Here is an 18,643-nt window from a genome sequence, read left to right as displayed (position 1 = left end):
GGGTGCGGACTCAGTGGTCCAGCTTGTCGTGCGCGCGGTCGCGCATGTAGAACGCGGCGACCAGGCCCAGGGCCACGCCGAACATGACGTAATAGGCGGGCGCCATGGGCGAGCCGGTGGTCTTGATCAGCCAGGTCACGATGAACTGGGCGAAACCGCCGAAGATCATCACGGCCACGTTATAGGCCAGGGACAGGCCCACGGAGCGCACGCGCGCCGGGAACAGCTCCGCCATCACGGTGCTGAACACGCCGAAGAAGGCCGAGACGAACAGGCAGACCACGACCTGCACGGTCAGGAGGCGGCCGATCGACGGCGCATCCGACAGCCAGTGGTACAGCGGGTACAACACGATCAGGTAGCCGATGAGCGAGCCGATCACGATGGGGCGGCGGCCGACGCGATCCGACCAGGCGCCCATGAAGGGCGTCAGCAGCACCATCAGCGCGGCGCCCGCCATCTGCACCAGGAACGTCTGGTTCAGCGGCAGCTTGAGGATTTGCGTGGAGTACGTCACCAGATAGGTGAAGGTGATGTAGATGGAGACCGTCGCGGTGACGACCAGGCCCACGCCGATCAGCGTTTCGCGCGTGTGCGTCTTCAGCATCTGGCCCAGGCTCAGGCGCTGCACCTCGCCGCGCACGGCCGCCAGGCGCTCTTCTTCCTTGATCTGCTTGAAGGCGTCGGTTTCGTCGACGTTGCGGCGAATATAGATGGCGATCGGCACGATCACCAGGCCGAAGGCGAAGGGCAGGCGCCACGCCCAGTCGGCGATCTGCTGCGGCGTGAAGAACTCGGTGATGAGGGTGCCGCAGGCGGCGCCGATCAGCAGGGCCAGCATTTGCCCGGCCATCTGCCAGGAACCATAGAAGCCGCGCTTGCCGTCGGGCGCCATTTCGATCAGCAGCGCCGTGGAGGTGCCGAACTCGCCGCCCGCCGAAAAGCCCTGCAGCAGGCGCGCGATCAGGATGAAGATCGGGGCCAGGATGCCGGCGGCGTGGTAGGTGGGGGCGACGGTGATCAGGGCGATGGACACGGCCATGAGCGAGGTGACCATCACCATCGCGGCCTTGCGGCCCTTCTTGTCGCCGTACAGGCCGAGGATGATGCCTCCGACCGGACGCATGAAGAAGCCGACGCCGAAGATCGCCGTGGTCATCAGGATGGCATTCAATTCGCTGCCGGGGACGCTGGGATCGGTGGGGAAGAACAGCTTCGAGATGATCGGCGTCATGAACGCGAACACCAGGAAGTCATACCATTCGAGGGCGTTGCCGATTACTGCCGCCACGATGTTGCGCGTGGGAACTGCCTTGTGCTGCACGGTTTCTCCTTGGGGGTGTGTACTGAATCCGGCCGACATTCTAGGCGCTTCGCCGCCCCGGGGCCGGCGGCGGCGCCGAGACGCGGGCGCCGCCTGGCCTTACACTCCTCCTTTTCCCCCACGAGAGTAGTGACATGAACGCGCGCACCTGGCTGGAAACGCTGGTCGGTTTCGACACCACCAGCCGTAATTCCAATCTTGCCCTGATCGAAACCGTCCGCGATTGGCTCAAGGGCCAGGGCGTCGACGCGTGGCTGGCGCACAACCCGGAGCGCACCAAGGCCAACCTGTTCGCCACCCTGCCGGCGCAAGACGGCAACCTGCAGGGCGGGATCGTCCTGTCGGGCCACACCGACGTGGTGCCCGTGGACGGCCAGGACTGGAGCACGGATCCGTTCAAGCTCATCGAAAAAGACGGCCTGCTCTATGGCCGCGGCAGCTGCGACATGAAGGGTTTCATCGCCGGGTCCCTGGCGATGGTGCCGGAATTCCTGGCCATGCCCCGCAAGAAGCCGATCCACCTGGCGTTCTCCTATGACGAGGAAGTCGGCTGCGCCGGCGCGCCCTACATGCTGGCCGACCTGATCGAGCGCGGCATCCGGCCCGAAGGCTGCGTGGTGGGCGAACCCACGGGCATGCAGGTGGTGGTGGCGCACAAGGGCATCAATCTGTTCCGCTGCAAGGTGCACGGCAAGGCGGCGCACTCGTCCTTGACCCCGCGCGGCTGCAATGCCATCGAATACGCCGCCCGCCTGATCTGCCGCATCCGCGATCTGGCCGACAGCTTCAAGGCCAAGGGCCCGTACGACCAGTTCTACGACGTCCCGTTCTCCACCATGACCACCAACCAGATCCACGGCGGCATCGCGGTCAATACCATTCCGGAGTCCTGCGAATTCAGCTACGAATTCCGCAACCTGCCCGGCATGCAGCCCGACGAGATCCAGGCGGAAGTCGAAAAATACGTGCGCGATGAGCTCCTGCCGCGCATGAAGGCCGAATTCGAGGGCGCCAGCATCGAGATCGAGACCGGAGCCGCGGCGCCGGCGCTGGAAGCCTCCGAGGAAGCCGCCATCACCCAGCTGGTGCGCGCCCTGACCGAAGACCGCGCCACCCGCAAGGTCGCCTACGGCACCGAGGCCGGCCTGTTCCAGGGCATCGGCATTCCCACGGTCGTCTGCGGCCCCGGCCACATCGAACAGGCCCACAAGCCGGACGAATACGTCGCGCTGGAGCAGCTGGCTTCCTGCGAGATCTTCCTGCGTCGCCTCGGGCAGTCGCTCTGAGGCCTGTCGGGCCGATTCCGGGCCGGGCGGCATGCCCGCGCCCGGCCGCAGCCGGCGTCAGGTAAAATGCCGGGTTGCAAACCGGATTTGCGGACGGCACTGGCCTGCCGCGATGCCGGGGGAGATGCTTGGTGAAACCTTACGACTTTCCGGATGCCAAGGGCCATTTCGGCCCTTATGGTGGCGTTTTCGTGGCGGAAACGCTGATGCACGCGCTCGACGAGCTGCGCGCGGCCTACGACCATTACCGTGTCGACCCCGCCTTCCAGGAAGAGTTCAACTACGAACTCAAGCATTTCGTCGGCCGGCCCAGCCCGGTCTACCATGCCCGCCGCTGGTCGGAAATGCTGGGCGGCGCCCAGATCTGGTTCAAGCGCGAAGACCTGAACCATACCGGCGCCCACAAGGTGAACAACTGCATCGGCCAGGCCTTGCTGGCCAAGCGCATGGGCAAGCCCCGCGTCATCGCCGAAACGGGCGCCGGCCAGCACGGCGTGGCGACCGCCACGGTGGCGGCCCGCTACGGCATGGAATGCGTGGTCTACATGGGCAGCGAAGACGTCCGCCGCCAGGCCTCGAACGTCTACCGCATGAAGCTGCTGGGCGCCACGGTGGTGCCGGTTACCTCCGGCTCGCGCACGCTCAAGGACGCGCTGAACGAAGCCATGCGCGACTGGGTCACCAATATCGAGAACACGTTCTACATCATCGGCACGGTGGCGGGTCCCGACCCCTATCCCCGCATGGTGCGCGACTTCCAGACCGTGATCGGCAATGAATGCCTGACGCAGATGCCCGAAGCCATCGGCCGCCAGCCCGACTACGTCGTGGCGGCGGTGGGCGGCGGCTCCAACGCCATGGGCATTTTCCATCCCTACATTCCGTACGAAAACGTCCGCCTGATCGGCGTCGAGGCGGCGGGCGAGGGCATGGATACCGGGCGCCATGCCGCGTCCCTGGCCGCGGGCCAGGTGGGCGTGCTGCACGGCAACCGCACCTACGTCATGCAGGACGCCGACGGCCAGGTGCAGGAAACGCATTCCGTGTCGGCCGGCCTGGACTACCCCGGCGTGGGCCCGGAACATGCCTGGCTGAAGGATTCCGGCCGCGCCGAGTACGTCGGCATCACCGACGACGAAGCCCTGAAGGCCTTCCACGACTGCTGCCGCATCGAAGGCATCATGCCGGCGCTGGAGTCGTCGCACGCCATCGCCCAGGCGGTGAAAATGGCGGCCACGCTGCCGCGCGATGCCGTCATCCTGGTCAATTTGTCGGGCCGTGGCGACAAAGACATGCATACCGTCGCCGAGAAGGCCGGTATCGAGCTTTAAGGGTTTAAGGGCCGACCATGGCAACTCGCACCGACCGCATCGCCGCCGCTTTCGCGCGCACCGCCGAATCGGGCCGCGCCGCGGCGCTGATTCCCTACATCGCCGCGGGCGATCCCACGCCCGCGACCACCGTGCCCCTGATGCACGCGCTGGTCGAGGCCGGCGCCGACGTGATCGAACTCGGCGTGCCGTTCTCCGATCCCATGGCCGACGGCCCCGTCATCCAGCGGGCCGCCGACCGCGCCATCGCGCAAGGCGTGGGCCTGTCCCGCGTGCTCGCGATGGTGGCCGAATTCCGTCAGCGCGACGCCGACACCCCGGTGGTGCTGATGGGCTATGCCAACCCGATCGAACGCATGGGCCAGGACCGCTTCGCGCTCGACGCCGCGCAGGCCGGCGTGGACGGTGTGCTGGTGGTGGACTATCCGCCCGAGGAAGTCGTCGAATTCGCCGCGAAGCTGGGCGAGCAGGGCATTGCCCCCATTTTCCTGCTGGCGCCCACCTCCACCGAGGCCCGCATCAAGGCGGTCGCCGCCGTGGCCCGCGGCTACGTGTATTACGTGTCGCTCAAGGGCGTGACGGGCTCCGGCTCGCTGAACACTGACGATGTGGCCGAGCGCGTGGCCGTGATCCGCCGCCACGTGCGCGATATTCCGGTCGGCGTGGGCTTCGGCATCCGCGACGCCGAGAGCGCCCAGCGCGTGGCGCGCGCCGCCGATGCGGTCGTCATCGGCAGCAAACTGATTGAAACCATGGAGCAGGCGGTGGCGGATGTGCCGGCTGCCCAAAAAACCGATGCCGCAGTCGCCGCCGCCAGCGGCTGGCTGCGCACCATCCGGCAGGCGCTGGATCTAGTGAAACGAGAAAACGCGTCGGCCTGAACGGCGGGCGCGACCTCATACGGGATGAAAAAACAATGAGCTGGATCGAAAAACTCCTGCCTCCTCGCATCAACAAAACCAGCGACAGCGGCGCTCGCCGCGTTCCCGAAGGCCTATGGGTGAAATGCCCGTCGTGCGAGTCGGTGCTGTACAGCGAAGACCTGGCCGCCAACCTGCATGTCTGCCCGAAGTGCGACCATCACATGCGTATCGGCGCCCGCGCCCGCATCGATTCGCTGCTCGACATGGAAGGCCGCGTCGAAATCGGCCAGACCACGCGTTCGGTCGACACGCTGAAGTTCAAGGACACGCGCAAGTATCCCGAGCGCCTCCAGGAAGCGGTCAAGCAGACGGGCGAAACCGACGCCCTGGTCGTCATGAGCGGCTCGATCCGCGGCGTGCCGGCAACGCTGGCCTGCTTTGAATTCGAGTTCATGGGCGGTTCCATGGGCTCGGTGGTCGGCGAGCGCTTCGCGCGCGGCGCCCAGGCCGCCCTGGACAACAAGACGCCCTTCATCTGCGTGGCCGCTTCGGGCGGCGCGCGCATGCAGGAAAGCCTGCTGTCGCTGATGCAGATGGCCAAGACGAACGCCATGCTGACCCGCCTGTCGGCGGCCGGCCTGCCGTTCATCAGCGTGCTGACCGATCCCACGATGGGCGGCGTGTCGGCCAGCTTCGCCTTCATGGGCGACGTGGTCATCGCCGAGCCCAAGGCCCTGATCGGCTTCGCCGGCCCGCGCGTGATCGAACAGACCGTGCGTGAAAAGCTGCCGGAAGGCTTCCAGCGCGCAGAATTCCTGCTGCAGAAGGGCGCGATCGACATGGTCGTGGACCGCCGCCAGCTGCGCGAGGAAATCGCGCGCCTGCTGGCGCTGCTGACCAATCAGCCCGCGGACGTGGTTACCGCCTGACGAGGCCGCGAAGGCCCGTCGGTCGCGCGCGGCCGATGGGCCGCCTGGCGATGGCGATATGCCGTCGGTGGCCTGGTTCCGCCGGCGGCATTTTCATGCGGCGCGGCCAGGCATCTTTCTTGCTGAAGACACGCCCGCGGCTGGGGCGCCTGTTTTACGGAACAGTGTTTTCCATCCGCGATGTTGTCTGCGTGCGACACAAATCAAGTCGTGTGGCCCGTATTTTGCTATGTTGCGATCTAGTGCTGAAATCAACGGAGTAATTCCAATGCAGTCGACCAAGAAGAAAATGCTGACACGCCTTGTCGGGCTGGCCCTGGCGGCAACCGCGACGTTCGCGAGCGCGCAATCGTCCGAAGGCACCCAAGGCGGCGTAAGCATGCATTACGGCATTGGAGACCACTATCAGCGCCTGACGCTGAACTACGAAACCCCCTCCGTCTGGACGTACCAGTTCGGTGGAAACTGGGGCCGCCTGGACCTGACGCCCGAACTCGGCGCCTCGTACTGGTGGGCCGACGGTTCGCGCTCGCCCGGCCACGTCTGGCAATTCAGCGCGATCCCGATGTTCCGCTGGTGGACGGGCGAACGCTTCTACATCGAAGCGGGTATCGGCGCCACGGTGTTCTCCAGCACGCGCTTCGCCAACGAGAACATCAGTACCGCTTTCCAGTTCGGCGACCACGTCGGCCTGGGCTTCCTGGTGACGCCGAACAACCGCATCGGCCTGCGTTATTCGCATTTCTCGAACGCCAGCATCAAGCGCCCGAACCCGGGCCTGGACGTGCTCCAGCTGACCTACACCTACCAGTTCTGATTCCGCTGCCCGCCGCGGGGCCCTCGTGTCCGAGGGGCCGCTTCGCGGGAATGCGTCCGAAATCCACCCGCGGGTGGATTTTTTTTCGCCGTCGTCCGGCTGGGCCTGGCGACGGGTAGGCGCTATCCAAAACCATAAAAAAATTATGTTCTGACGGCGCGTTCGCGTACTTGTTGCTGTGGAGTGCAATAGCCAGAATGCCCTGGCACTACACAAAACACACAATGAGCCGTCGCAGGGCTCCGCGCGCCTGGCCGCGGAGGACCCGGCACGGCGGCAAACGGAGACCGTCAATGAACACCCCCTGTACGCCCGCGCGTCCGATGACGCGCATGCTTGGAGCGATCGGCCTGGCCCTCGCGCTTTCCGGCGGCCCGGCCGCCGTCATGGCCCAGGATTTTCCCAGCAAGCCGCTGAGAATGGTCGTGGGTTTCGCGCCGGGCGGCGGCGCGGACATCGTGGCGCGCCTGGTCGGCGCCAAGATGGCCGAAAACCTGGGGCAGCAGGTGGTGGTGGAGAACCGCGCGGGCGCCACGGGCACGATCGCGGCCGACAACGTCGCGCGCTCGCCCGCCGACGGCTATTCGCTGTTCCTGGGATCGCAGTCCACCATGGTGGTGGCGCCCTCCCTCTTTCCCTCGCTGCCGTTCAAGCCCGAGAAGGATTTCGCGCCGGTATCGCAGGTGGTGACCATGCCATTGATCCTGGTGGTCAATCCCGCCCTGGTCGACGCCAAGACGGTGCAGGAACTCACCGACCACATCCGCAAGGCCGGCGACGGCGCGGTCAGCTACGCCTCGTCGGGCCAGGGCGGCCCGCAGCACATCGCCGGCGAACTGTACGCGCACATGGTGGGCACGAAGGTGACGCACGTGCCCTACAAGGGCGAATCGGCGGCCATGGCCGACGTGCTGGGCGGGCACGTGCCGTACATGTTCGCCAATCTGCCCGTGGCGCTGCCCCACATCAGTTCGGGCAAGGTCCGGCCGCTGGCCATTACCAGCCTGAAGCGAGATCCCAAGGCGCCGCAGATCCCGACCCTGGCCGAATCCGGGTTCAAGGACTTCGAGGTCTCGACCTGGTATGGCGTCTTCGCGCCGGCCAATACGCCCAAGCCCGTCGTGGACAAGCTCTCCAAATCCATCCAGACCGTGCTGGAGCAGAGCGAGATGCAGGCCAAGCTCAGCGAACAGGGCTTTACGGTGGTGGGCAGCGACGCCGCCGCCTTTTCCGGCTACGTGGCTTCCGAGTTGCCCCGCTGGTCCGTGGTGATTCGCGACATAGGCATCAAGCCCGAGTAAGGGCCGTCTTCCAGGGGCGCCCGCTGCCGGGCGCTCCGCCAACCATCCGAGATGACGACATGATCGATTTGAATGAAAAGCGCGCGGCCGGGCCCGTCATACGGCTGCATTCCGGGGACAACATCGTGGTGGCGCGCGTGCCCATCGGCATCGGCACGGCCGTGCCCTCCGAAGGCATCGTCAGCCGCAGCCAGATTCCGGCGGGCCACAAGATCGCGGCGCGCGACCTGCGCGCCGGCGAACCCATCCTGAAGTACAACGTCTGTATCGGCTTCGCCGCGGCCGACATCCCGGCCGGCACCTACGTCCATTCGCACAACCTGGCGTTCCAGGAGTTCGACCGCGACTATGCGCATGCCCGCGACTACGTGCCCACGGCCGTCCTGCCGGACGCCGAGCAGGCGCGCTTCCAGGGCATCGTGCGCGCCAACGGGCAGGTGGGCACCCGCAACTACATCGGCATCATGGCGACGGTGAATTGCTCGGCGACGGTGGTGCATCGCATCGCCGCCGCCTTCACGCCCGAGGTGATGGCGGCCTATCCCAACGTGGATGGCGTGGTGGCGCTCAGCCATGGCATGGGCTGCGGCATGGAAATGTCCGGCGAGCCGATGGACCTCCTGCGCCGCACGATGGGCGGATACGCCTGCCATGCGAACTTCGCGGCCGTGCTGATCGTCGGCCTGGGCTGTGAACGCAACCAGCTCGACGCGCTGCTGAAGGACCAGGGCCTGGAAGCGGGCGCGCGCCTGAAGACGTTCATCATGCAGGAGACCGGCGGCACGCGCAAAACGATCGAGGCGGGCGTCGCCGCCGTGCGGGACCTGCTGCCGCAAGCCAATGCCGTCACGCGCGAGCCCGTGCCGGCTCGGCACCTGAAGATCGGCCTGCAGTGCGGCGGCTCGGACGGCTTTTCGTCCATCACCGCGAACCCGGCGCTGGGCGCGGCCATGGATATCCTGGTGCGCCACGGCGGCACCGCCATCCTGTCGGAAACGCCCGAGATCTACGGCGTCGAACACACACTGACTTCGCGCGCTCGCAACCGCGAGGTCGGCGAGAAGCTGGTGCAGCGCATCCGGTGGTGGAAAGAAGAATACTCGCCGGGCCGCGACGTGCAGATCAACGGGAAGGTCAGCCCCGGCAACCAGATGGGCGGCCTGGCGAACATCTTCGAGAAATCGCTGGGCTCCTCGATGAAGGGCGGCACCACAGGCTTGATGGAGGTGTACCGCTACGCGGAACCGGTGCGCCAGCCGGGCATGGTGTTCATGGATACCCCCGGGTTCGATCCCGTGTCCGCGACGGGGCAGATCGCGGGCGGCGCCAACGTGATCTGCTTCACGACGGGGCGCGGCTCGATGTTCGGGGCCAAGCCCGTGCCCTCCATCAAGCTCGCCACCAATACGCCGATGTACCAGCGGCTGACGGAAGACATGGACGTCAATTGCGGAGACATCCTGGACGGCACCGCCACGTTGCAAGAGGTGGCGCAACGCATCTTCGAGGAGATCCTGGCCGTGGCGTCGGGCACCCGCAGCAAGAGCGAGCTGCTGGGGTTGGGAGACCATGAGTTCGTCCCCTGGAACATCGGCGTCGTGAGCTGACCGGCGGCGCAATGGAAACGGCCCCGGACGCTCGCGCATGAGCGTCCGGGGCCGCGTGCTTCAGCGGTTCAGGCGTCGGCCAGCGCGCTCGCGCCCGGCATGTCGAAGCCGTTGTCGTCCAGCGCGGTTCTCAGGGCGGCGGCTTGCGCCGCGTTCAGTTCCACCAGGGGCGGGCGCACCGTCGCCCAGGCGGGATCGCCGGACTTCCAGGCGATGGCGGCCTTCATGGCGGGAATCATCGGGAATTGCTGGAACACATTGCGGGTGGCGTTCAGCCCGGCCTGGCGCGCGTCGGCGTCCGCTTCCTGCCAGCGCTGCTGCAACGCGACGATGGGGCCGGGATTGACGTTGCCTGTGGCGGTGATGCAGCCCACGCCGCCGGCGCGCAGGGTCTGGAGCAGGAAGGCTTCGCTGCCCGCGTAGACCTGGAAGCCGCGCGGCGCGAAGCGTTCGATCATGGCTGCCGTGTTGTTCCAGTCCCCGCCGCTGTCCTTGACGCCGGCCACGATGCCGGGATAGCGGCCGAGCAGGCGTTCGATCAGGTCCAGGCTCAGCGGCACCTGGCTCACGGGCGGGATGTGATAGAGGTACATGCGCAGCGCGTCATCGCCCACGCCCTCGATCAGCTCGGCGTAGTAACGGAACAGGCCCTCGTCGCTCACGCCCTTGTAGTAGAAAGGCGGCAGGACCAGCACGCCCATGCTGCCGCTGCGCACCGCATGCCGGGTCAGGTCGATGGCGTCGGGCAGCGCGCAGGCGCCCGTGCCGGGCATCAGGGCCGCCGGTTCCACGCCGGCTTCCAGCAGCGCGTCCAGCAGGCTGTGCTTTTCGGACACCGAAAGCGAGTTCGCTTCCGAGTTGGTGCCGAAGATGGCCAGGCCGACCGCTTGTTCGCGCAGCCAGCGGCAGTGCTTCACATAGCGTCCCAGGGCCGGCCGGTAGGTCTCGTCGAACGGCGTCAGGACGGGAGAAAAAACGCCGGGGATGCGGGCATGGGTCGTCATGATCTCTACTCGTGGTCTGGTGAAAGGAAAAGGCGCGCCGCGGCGCGGCAGCGTCAACACTTGATTCTGGCACCGATCCTGACTAGGAACATCTGCTGTTTAATTGCTTCAATCCATAAAATTGTTGTGGTTTGCCCTGACGCAAACCGCGAGTCCGTAGAGGGGGAAACCATGGACACTCGATATGTGCAGAGCTTCGTGTCGGTGGTCGAAAGCGGATCGCTGGCGGAAGCGGCGCGGCGCCTGGACCTGACGCCCGCCGCCATCGCCGCCCGAGTGCGCACGCTGGAGGAGGAACTCGGCGCCACCCTGGTCAAGCGGGTGGGGCGCAGCGTCAAGGCGACGGAAGCCGGCCTGAAAGTCCTGGAGCGCGCCCGCTCCGTGCTGCGCGAAGTGCGCGATCTGCGCGCCAGCGCCGGCGACGACGCGCCGCTGGGCGAACTGCGCCTGGGGGTATCGGCCTCGGCGCTGACGGGCATGATGCCGATGGTGCTGGCACGCCTGTACCGGCGCATGCCGAAACTCGCCGTGTTCATGGAGCCCGGCACCTCCAATCACCTGTATCACCGGGTCATCAATGGGGATCTGGACGCGGCCTTCATCGTCCAGCCCCAGTTCAACCTGTCCAAGGGCTTTGGCTGGAAACTGGTGGCCGAGGAGCCGCTGGTGGTGCTTGCGCCGCCGGACACCCCGGGCGACGACGCCCACGAGCTGATGCGGACCCAGCCCTTCATCCGATACGACCGCAACGTCTGGGGCGGCCGCCTGGCGGATCAATACCTGCGCCAGCATGGCATTGCCCCGCGCGAGCGCCTGGAAGTCGACGGCCTGATGGGGATCGCGTGCATGGTGTCGGAAGGGCTGGGGGTGTCCCTGGTGCCGGACTGGGCGCCGGACTGGCTCGACAGCCGGCGCGTCAAGCGCGTGCTGCTGCCGGGGCGCGCGCCGCTGCGCCGCATGGGGATCATCTGGGCGCGGCACATGCCGCATTCGGCCCTGGCCGAAGCGTTCGTCGAAGAGGCCGGGCTGGCCTTGAACCTGCCGGCGCGTCCGGAGGAGGAGCGCCCGGCGGTCGAGCAGGTTCCGGACGGGCCCGCGCAATGAAAAACACCCCGGAAGCCGGATGGGAATCCAGCTTCCGGGGTGCGAATTCCGGGCTGCGAATCCGGAACGGGCCGAGGCTCGTTCCGGCTTGCGGCTTAGTGGCGCGTTTCGACCTGAACCAGCGGTTCGTTCGAGACGGCCGCGACCGGCTTGCGCTCGCGGCCCAGGCGGACCGGCGTGTGCGCCGCGGCGATGCGCAGCTGGGTCTGGGCGTGGCGGTCCGGATCGGTTTCGACCCACTGCAGGCCGGCGGCGTTGACCACGTCATGCAGGGCCTGGGCCTTGGCCGAGGGGGCCATGGCGGGCACCACGATGGGCTGCTGCGCGCTGACCGGAGCCGGTGCGGCGGGAGCCGGCGCGGGCGCGACGGCCGGAGCGGGAGCTTCCTGCGGAGCCGGGGCGGCAGGCGCCGTGACCACGGGTTCGACGGCGGGGGCTTCCACCGGGGCGGCGGGCGCCACGGGAGCGGAAACCTCGCTGGCGGGCTGCACGGCGACGGGCTGCGTCGTTTCGGCGGCCGGCGCTTCCTGCGCGGCGGGCTCGGCGGCCTGGACCGGCGCGGGTTCAGCCTGGGCCGGGGTGGCTTCGACCTGGACCGGCGCGGTTTCGGCGGCGGGAGCCTGGACCGGTTCAGCGGCCTGCGCCGGCGTTTCGGCGGCCTGGACAGGCGCTTCGGCGACCTGGACGGGCGCTTCGGCGGCTTGGGCGGCGCCTTCCGGTTGTTCGCCGGCTTCTTCGTCGGCGCCGTCTTCGAGCTGCTCGTCGCCAGCGTTCAGGCCGGCTTCTTCCTGGCTGCGGCGGCCACGGCGGCTGCGGCGGCGGCGGCGCTTGCGTTCCGGATCGACCATGCCTTCCGCGCCTTCGGCGCCTTCAGCGGCCGGAATGGCATCGGCAGCCTGCTCGACGGCGTCGTCGGCCTCGGGGGCGGTTTCCGCGACGGGCGGCTTGGCGTCGGGCAGGGCGGTGGCAACCGTCTGGGCCAGCGCGGCGACCATGCTTTCCTGTTCGCTCATCGGCGCGTCGGATTGGCCCTCCTCGCGGCGGTTGCGGCCACGGCCGCGGCGGCGGTTGCGGCCGGCGCCGGCGTCGTCACCGGCGGCCTGTTCGGCCTGCTCGGGGCGGTTCGATGCCAGGGCCGACTGAGCGACCTGGGTATCGCGCTCGGCGCGCGGTTCGTTGCGGTTGTGGCGCTCGCTGCGTTCCTGGCGTTCGCCTTCGGCGCGACGGCCGCCGCGCACGTGGTGACGGCCGCCTTCGCCGCCTTCCGCGCCTTCGCCGCGCGCTTCGCCGCGGCGGTTGCGGTTGCGGTCCGAACCGTGGCGTTCGCCACGGCGTTCCTGGCCGTCATGGCCGGCGCGGCCCTTGCCACGGCCGGAAGCGGCGCGCTTGGCGCTGTCTTCCTGGGCGGCGGGAGCGGGCTTGGCGGCTTCGGAGCCGCCGGTCAGCCAACCGACCAGGCGCTTGAACAGGCCGCCCAGGCCGCCGGATGCGGCCGGAGCGGGCGCCGCGGCAGGCGCGGGAGCCGGCGTCGAAACGGGGGCGGGTTGCGAGGGCGTAATGCCCTTGACCAGCGCCTCGGGACGGGACTTGACCTCGTGCTCGCGGGGCTGCCAGGGGGCGTCCGTGGCCGGGGCCTCGACCAGTTCGAAGCTGGTCTTCAGCTCTTCCAGGCGCGGATCGTCGTGGCGCAGGCGCTCGATGTGGTGATGCGGGGTCTCCAGGTGCTTGTTGGGGATCAGCAGCAGGTTGACCTTCAGGCGGGCTTCCATCTTGGTGATGTCGGCGCGCTTTTCGTTCAGCAGGTAGGTCGCAACGTCGACCGGCACTTGGGCGTGCACGGCGGCGGTGTTTTCCTTCATCGCCTCTTCCTGGAGCAGGCGCAGCACGTGCAGCGCGCTGGACTCCGCGTCGCGGATCACGCCGGTGCCGTTGCAACGCGGGCAGGTGATGTGCGAGCCTTCGTTCAGGGCGGGACGCAGGCGCTGGCGCGACAGTTCCATCAGGCCGAAGCGCGAGATCTTGCCCATCTGGACGCGGGCGCGGTCGAAATGGAGGGCATCGCGCAGGCGCTGTTCGACGGCGCGCTGGTTCTTGCTGTCCTCCATGTCGATGAAGTCGATGACGATCAGGCCGCCCAGGTCGCGCAGGCGCAACTGGCGGGCCACTTCGTCGGCCGCTTCCGAGTTGGTGCGCAGCGCGGTTTCCTCGATGTCGGCGCCGCGCGTGGAGCGGGCCGAGTTGACGTCCACGGACACCAGCGCTTCGGTGTGATCGATGACGATGGCGCCGCCGGAGGGCAGGGTGACCGTCCGGGAGTACGCCGTTTCGATCTGGTGCTCGATCTGGAAGCGGGAGAAGAGGGGGATGTCGTCGCGGTAGCGTTTGACGCGCTGGACGTTGTCAGGCATCACCACGCTCATGAAGGCGGTGGCCTGATCGGCGATCTCGTCGGTATCGATGAGGATTTCGCCGATTTCCGGGGAGAAGTAGTCGCGGATGGCCCGGATGACCAGGCTGGACTCCAGGTAGATCAGGATGGGCGCGGAGTTGTCGCGCGCGGCGCCGTCGATGGCCGTCCAGAGCTGCAACAGGTAGGACAAGTCCCACTGGAGTTCTTCGACGTTGCGGCCGATGCCGGCGGTGCGGGCGATGATGCTCATGCCCTGGGGCAGATCGAGCTGCTCCATCGTGTCGCGCAGTTCCTGGCGGTCCTCGCCCTCGACGCGGCGCGATACGCCACCGCCACGGGGGTTGTTGGGCATCAGGACCAGGTAGCGGCCGGCCAGCGAGATGAATGTGGTCAGGGCGGCGCCCTTGTTGCCGCGCTCTTCCTTTTCGACCTGGACGATCAGTTCCTGGCCTTCGCGCAGGGCGTCCTGGATGCGGGCGCTGCGGACATCCACGCCTTCCTTGAAGTAGCTGCGGGCCACTTCCTTGAAGGGCAGGAAGCCGTGACGGTCTTCACCGTAGTTGACGAAGCAAGCTTCGAGGCCGGGTTCGATCCGGGTGATGACACCTTTGTAGATGTTGCCTTTGCGTTGTTCGCGGCCGGCAGTCTCGATGTCGAGGTCGATGAGTTTCTGCCCATCGACGATAGCGACGCGTAATTCTTCCTGATGCGTCGCATTGAACAGCATGCGCTTCATGAGAGGGGTTCTCCGTTGTCATGACGCGCCGATATCGGCGCGTGACCTCGGGTCACTCGGGCTGCGGGCTGAAGCGGGCAAGAAAGAATGCGGACCGTACCTGGGCGGCGCCCAGGCGTATCCGCCGCGGGTCAGGCGGGCACGTCGTGCCGTGGGGCACGGGGTTCTGTCAGCAGGAGGGTCAGCTTCACTGAATGTGGTTTGACGGAAAGATTGCTGTGAACGGCAGTTGCGGTCGGAATGGTTGCCCACGCGCAGCTGGTGCTTTAAATATGCGACGATTCTTGCAGTGCTTCAGAGCCGCTTGCGGCATGCAACGGACCTGCTGGGACAGCGGGCAAAATGTATGCCACACCACTATCCGGCAGGGCGCGGTTGCGCCGGCGACCAAGAGACCCAGGGACTGAACGAGCAGGCAGTACAATGGCGGCCCACGCGCTCGACGGAGTTGCGTACAGGTGCATCTCTACGTCAGGCGGCTGGTTCAGCCCCTTTAGGCTGTCCCGATTATATGTCGCTTTCCGCAATGCGCAAAGAAACTTCCTCCCCTTCCTCCCCCTCTAAAGCCGCCCCCGCCGTCCGCATGGTCGAGGTGGGCGCCGAGCACGCCGGCCAGCGCCTGGACAACTATCTCGTCCGGCTGTGCAAGGGCGTCCCCAAAACGCACATCTATAAAGCCATCCGGGGCGGCGAGGTGCGGGTAAACAAGGGACGCATCTCGGCCGATTACCGCGTCGCCGAGGGCGACATCGTCCGAATCCCGCCGCTGCGGCTGCCCGACCCGGGCACGCCCAGGCCGGTGCCGGGCGCGGAGTTCCCGATCGTCTTCGAGGACGACGCCCTGCTGGTGGTGGACAAGCCCGCCGGCGTGGCGGTCCACGGCGGCAGCGGCGTGTCCTTCGGGGTGATCGAGCAGTTGCGGGCCGCGCGGCCCGACGCCAAGTTCCTCGAACTGGTGCACCGGCTGGACCGCGAAACCTCGGGCCTGCTGATGGTGGCCAAGAAGCGCAGCGCACTGCTGGCGCTGCACGCCATGCTGCGGGAAGGAAAAGGGGACAAGCACTATCTGGCGCTGGTCGAGGGCGATTGGGTCAACGACCGCCAGCACATCAAGCTGGGGTTGTCCAAATGGACCACCCAGTCGGGCGAGCGCCGGGTCAAGGTGGATCCGGACGGGCAGTCGGCCCACACCATCGTCACGCTGAAGCGCCGCTTCGGCAGTTACAGTCTGGTCGACGCCGAGCTGCGCACCGGGCGTACCCACCAGATCCGGGTGCACCTGGCCGCCAGCGGCTTTCCCATCGTGGGAGACGACAAGTACGGGCATGATGAGGTGCGGGCGCACTTCGCGCGCCTGGGTTTCGGCCGGATGTTCCTGCATGCCCATATCCTGACCCTGGCCCATCCCGTTACGGGCGAGCCCTTGACGCTGACGGCCGAGCTGCCGCCGGCCTGTCTGAAAATACTGAAACAACTGGAGTCGGTCTGATATGTCGTCGTATTCGCTGGTCGTGTTTGACTGGGATGGCACCTTGATGGATTCCACGCACAGCATCGTGGCCGCCATCCAGGGCGCCTGCCGCGACCTGGAACTGGCGGTGCCGTCGGCGTCCGACGCCAGTTGGGTGATCGGTCTGTCCCTGGAAAGCGCCTTGCGCCGCGCCGTCCCGGAACTGACGCAGGCCATGCTGCCGCGTTTCCTGGAGCGCTACCGCACGCACTACCTGCTGCGGGATCCCGAGTTGCGCCTGTTCGAGGGCGTGAGGGAACTGCTGACCGAGCTGGCGAACCAGAATGTGCGCCTGGCTGTCGCCACCGGCAAGAGCCGCGTCGGCCTGACCCGCGCCCTGGCCGCCACCGGCCTGGGGCCGCTTTTCGATGCCACCCGCACCGCTGACGAAACCTTCAGCAAGCCGCACCCGGCGATGCTGCATGAATTGATGCAGGAACTGGACATGGCGCCGGGCCGCGTCGTGATGATCGGCGATACCTCGCACGATCTGCAGATGGCGACCAACGCCGGCGTGCACGGGCTGGGCGTGACCTACGGCGCTCACACCTTGAAGGAACTTCAAGGTTGCAGCCCGCAAGCCGTGCTCGACAGCGTGCCGGGCGTGCGCGAATGGCTGTTGCCGCGGACGCTGACCGGCGTCTCGCCGTAGCGGCCGCGGCAGTCGGGCACGGAACGCCCGGCTCGCTTGCGGGTCTATAGAAAATACCCGCGAGTGCCGCGCCAGCGGCGGAATATCATGGGCTCCCGCGTCGTCCATGGATTGCGCGGGGCGCTATGTCGCAGGCGCCACACCGGAGACCATGATGCTGATACGCAAGCCCGACGATATTCTTTCCTCCGAGATCACCTCCGAGGCGGTCTGGCGGTCGCGCCGCGAGCTGATGCTGCGGGCCGGGGTGGTCGCGGCCGCGGCCGGGCTGCCGGGCTGGGCCGCGCGCAGCGCCTTCGCGCAGGATGCCGGCGCCTTGCCCGGCACCGCCAACGCCGCCCTGAGCGTCATGGACAAGCAGACCTCGTTCGCCGACGTCACGTCCTACAACAACTACTACGAGTTCGGGGTCGATAAAGGCGACCCGGCCGCCAATGCCGGCAAGCTGCAGACCCGTCCCTGGACCGTAAGCGTGGAGGGCGAGGTCGGCAAGCCGCGCACGTACGCCATCGACGAACTGCTCAAGCTGGCGCCGATGGAAGAGCGCGTCTACCGGCTGCGCTGCGTGGAGGGGTGGTCGATGGTCATCCCCTGGATGGGCTATTCGCTGTCGGCGCTGCTCAAGCAGGTCGAACCCACGGGCAACGCCAAGTACGTGGAGTTCGTGACGGCGGTGCAGCGCGAGAACATGCCGGGCGTGCGCGCCGCGATCCTGGAATGGCCGTATGTCGAGGCCCTGCGCATCGACGAGGCCATGAACCCGCTGGCCATGCTGGTCTTCGGCGTGTACGGCAAGGTCCTGCCCAACCAGAACGGCGCGCCGCTGCGCCTGGCCGTGCCCTGGAAGTACGGTTTCAAGTCGGGCAAGTCCCTGGTGAAGATCCGGCTGGTCGAGAAAGCGCCCGTGTCGTCCTGGATGCGGGCCGCGCCCCAGGAGTACGGCTTTTACGCCAATGTGAATCCCGACGTGCCCCATCCGCGCTGGAGCCAGGCCACCGAGCGCCGCATCGGCGAGGACGGCCTGTTCTCGCCCAAGCGCAAGACCCTGATGTTCAACGGGTACGGCGAGCAGGTCGCGTCGCTCTATCAGGGCATGGACCTGAAGGCGAATTACTGAGGCGCCCATGCCCGACGGCATTTCACAGGCGCCGCCGCGAAAGACGCAGCTTTCCGCGAAGGCGATCGGGCGTTTCAAGCCTGTCCTGTTCCTGCTGGGGCTGGCGCCGTTCGCGCGCTGGTTCTGGCTCGGCGCGAACGACGGCCTGACTGCGAATCCGGTCGAATTCCTGACGCGGTCTTCAGGCACCTGGACGCTGGTCTGCCTGCTGGTCACGCTGGCCATCACGCCGCTGCGCCGATTGACCGGCCAGCCCGCCCTGGTGCGCCTGCGGCGCATGTGCGGGCTGTTCGCCTTTTTCTATGGCGCCATGCACTTCATGGCCTGGGTCTGGTGGGACCGGGGCCTGGATCCGGCGGCGATGGTGCGCGACATCGGCGAGCGTCCGTTCATTACGGTCGGATTCGCCGCCTTCGTGCTGATGACCGCGCTGGCGGCCACGTCCACGCAGTGGGCCATGCGCAAGCTGGGCAAGCGCTGGCAAAGCCTGCATCGCGCCATCTATGCCATCGGCCTGCTGGCGGTGCTGCATTTCTGGTGGCACAAGGCCGGCAAGAACGACTACGCCCAGCCGCTGGCCTACGCCGCCGTCCTGGCCCTGCTGCTGGGGTGGCGGGTGGTGGCGTGGCTGAGGCGGCGCTCCTAGCGGGGC

Annotated in this window: 15 protein-coding genes; 12 read left to right on the top strand and 3 right to left on the bottom strand. The window is 67.3% G+C overall.

Annotated elements, in window-relative coordinates:
- Positions 1 to 10 precede the first annotated feature (10 nt).
- Positions 11 to 1,324, bottom strand: a complete 1,314-nt coding sequence (locus tag ADE01S_RS00460) for an MFS transporter (RefSeq protein WP_082775642.1) — start codon at positions 1,322 to 1,324, stop codon at positions 11 to 13.
- Between the two features lie 134 nt (positions 1,325 to 1,458).
- Here ADE01S_RS00460 and argE point away from each other — a divergent pair, with 134 nt between their 5' ends.
- The 7 genes from argE to ADE01S_RS00425 all read left to right on the top strand — a co-directional run bounded on the left by argE (position 1,459) and on the right by ADE01S_RS00425 (position 9,458).
- On the top strand, positions 1,459 to 2,610 hold the full coding sequence (argE, locus tag ADE01S_RS00455) for an acetylornithine deacetylase (RefSeq protein ID WP_062679497.1): 1,152 nt from the start codon (positions 1,459 to 1,461) through the stop codon (positions 2,608 to 2,610).
- A 131-nt stretch (positions 2,611 to 2,741) separates the two neighbouring features.
- On the top strand, positions 2,742 to 3,941 hold the full coding sequence (trpB, locus tag ADE01S_RS00450) for a tryptophan synthase subunit beta (RefSeq protein WP_062679859.1): 1,200 nt from the start codon (positions 2,742 to 2,744) through the stop codon (positions 3,939 to 3,941).
- Positions 3,942 to 3,958: 17 nt separating this feature from the next.
- On the top strand, positions 3,959 to 4,822 hold the full coding sequence (trpA, locus tag ADE01S_RS00445) for a tryptophan synthase subunit alpha (protein WP_062679496.1): 864 nt from the start codon (positions 3,959 to 3,961) through the stop codon (positions 4,820 to 4,822).
- Between the two features lie 35 nt (positions 4,823 to 4,857).
- Positions 4,858 to 5,733 (top strand): acetyl-CoA carboxylase, carboxyltransferase subunit beta, encoded by an 876-nt coding sequence (accD, locus tag ADE01S_RS00440; RefSeq protein ID WP_062679495.1) that lies wholly within the window; start codon positions 4,858 to 4,860, stop codon positions 5,731 to 5,733.
- A 268-nt stretch (positions 5,734 to 6,001) separates the two neighbouring features.
- Positions 6,002 to 6,550, top strand: a complete 549-nt coding sequence (locus ADE01S_RS00435) for an acyloxyacyl hydrolase (RefSeq protein ID WP_062679494.1) — start codon at positions 6,002 to 6,004, stop codon at positions 6,548 to 6,550.
- Positions 6,551 to 6,843: 293 nt separating this feature from the next.
- Positions 6,844 to 7,851, top strand: a complete 1,008-nt coding sequence (locus ADE01S_RS00430; RefSeq protein ID WP_062679493.1) for a Bug family tripartite tricarboxylate transporter substrate binding protein — start codon at positions 6,844 to 6,846, stop codon at positions 7,849 to 7,851.
- Between the two features lie 59 nt (positions 7,852 to 7,910).
- Positions 7,911 to 9,458: a UxaA family hydrolase gene (locus ADE01S_RS00425; RefSeq protein ID WP_062679492.1), complete on the top strand. Its 1,548-nt coding sequence runs from the start codon at positions 7,911 to 7,913 to the stop codon at positions 9,456 to 9,458.
- 68 nt (positions 9,459 to 9,526) lie between these two features.
- Here ADE01S_RS00425 and ADE01S_RS00420 read toward each other — a convergent pair whose 3' ends face one another.
- A complete protein-coding gene (locus ADE01S_RS00420; RefSeq protein WP_062679491.1) occupies positions 9,527 to 10,462 on the bottom strand; it encodes a dihydrodipicolinate synthase family protein in 936 nt (311 codons plus the stop codon).
- 171 nt (positions 10,463 to 10,633) lie between these two features.
- On the opposite strand from ADE01S_RS00420, the gene ADE01S_RS00415 reads away from it, so the two are divergent.
- Positions 10,634 to 11,566 carry a LysR family transcriptional regulator gene (locus ADE01S_RS00415; protein WP_062679490.1) on the top strand — a complete coding sequence of 311 codons (933 nt, stop codon included), beginning with the start codon at positions 10,634 to 10,636 and terminating at the stop codon, positions 11,564 to 11,566.
- Positions 11,567 to 11,661: 95 nt separating this feature from the next.
- Here ADE01S_RS00415 and ADE01S_RS00410 read toward each other — a convergent pair whose 3' ends face one another.
- Entirely contained in the window at positions 11,662 to 14,712 is a 3,051-nt protein-coding gene (locus tag ADE01S_RS00410; protein ID WP_062679489.1) for an Rne/Rng family ribonuclease, read from the bottom strand.
- Positions 14,713 to 15,238: 526 nt separating this feature from the next.
- On the opposite strand from ADE01S_RS00410, the gene ADE01S_RS00405 reads away from it, so the two are divergent.
- The 4 genes from ADE01S_RS00405 to msrQ all read left to right on the top strand — a co-directional run bounded on the left by ADE01S_RS00405 (position 15,239) and on the right by msrQ (position 18,637).
- Positions 15,239 to 16,201 carry an RluA family pseudouridine synthase gene (locus tag ADE01S_RS00405; RefSeq protein WP_305954981.1) on the top strand — a complete coding sequence of 321 codons (963 nt, stop codon included), beginning with the start codon at positions 15,239 to 15,241 and terminating at the stop codon, positions 16,199 to 16,201.
- A 1-nt stretch (position 16,202) separates the two neighbouring features.
- Positions 16,203 to 16,874, top strand: coding sequence for an HAD family hydrolase (locus ADE01S_RS00400; RefSeq protein ID WP_062679487.1), 672 nt, complete (start codon positions 16,203 to 16,205; stop codon positions 16,872 to 16,874).
- A 154-nt stretch (positions 16,875 to 17,028) separates the two neighbouring features.
- Positions 17,029 to 17,991 (top strand): protein-methionine-sulfoxide reductase catalytic subunit MsrP, encoded by a 963-nt coding sequence (msrP, locus tag ADE01S_RS00395; protein ID WP_062679486.1) that lies wholly within the window; start codon positions 17,029 to 17,031, stop codon positions 17,989 to 17,991.
- A 7-nt stretch (positions 17,992 to 17,998) separates the two neighbouring features.
- A complete protein-coding gene (msrQ, locus tag ADE01S_RS00390) occupies positions 17,999 to 18,637 on the top strand; it encodes a protein-methionine-sulfoxide reductase heme-binding subunit MsrQ (protein WP_062679485.1) in 639 nt (212 codons plus the stop codon).
- The last annotated feature ends 6 nt before the right edge of the window (positions 18,638 to 18,643 follow it).

Source organism: Achromobacter denitrificans NBRC 15125 (assembly GCF_001571365.1).
In the GTDB taxonomy this organism is placed as follows: Bacteria; Pseudomonadota; Gammaproteobacteria; order Burkholderiales; family Burkholderiaceae_B; genus Achromobacter; species Achromobacter denitrificans.
Note: the sequence above shows the minus strand (reverse complement) of the source record. Positions and strands in the feature narration are given on the sequence as shown.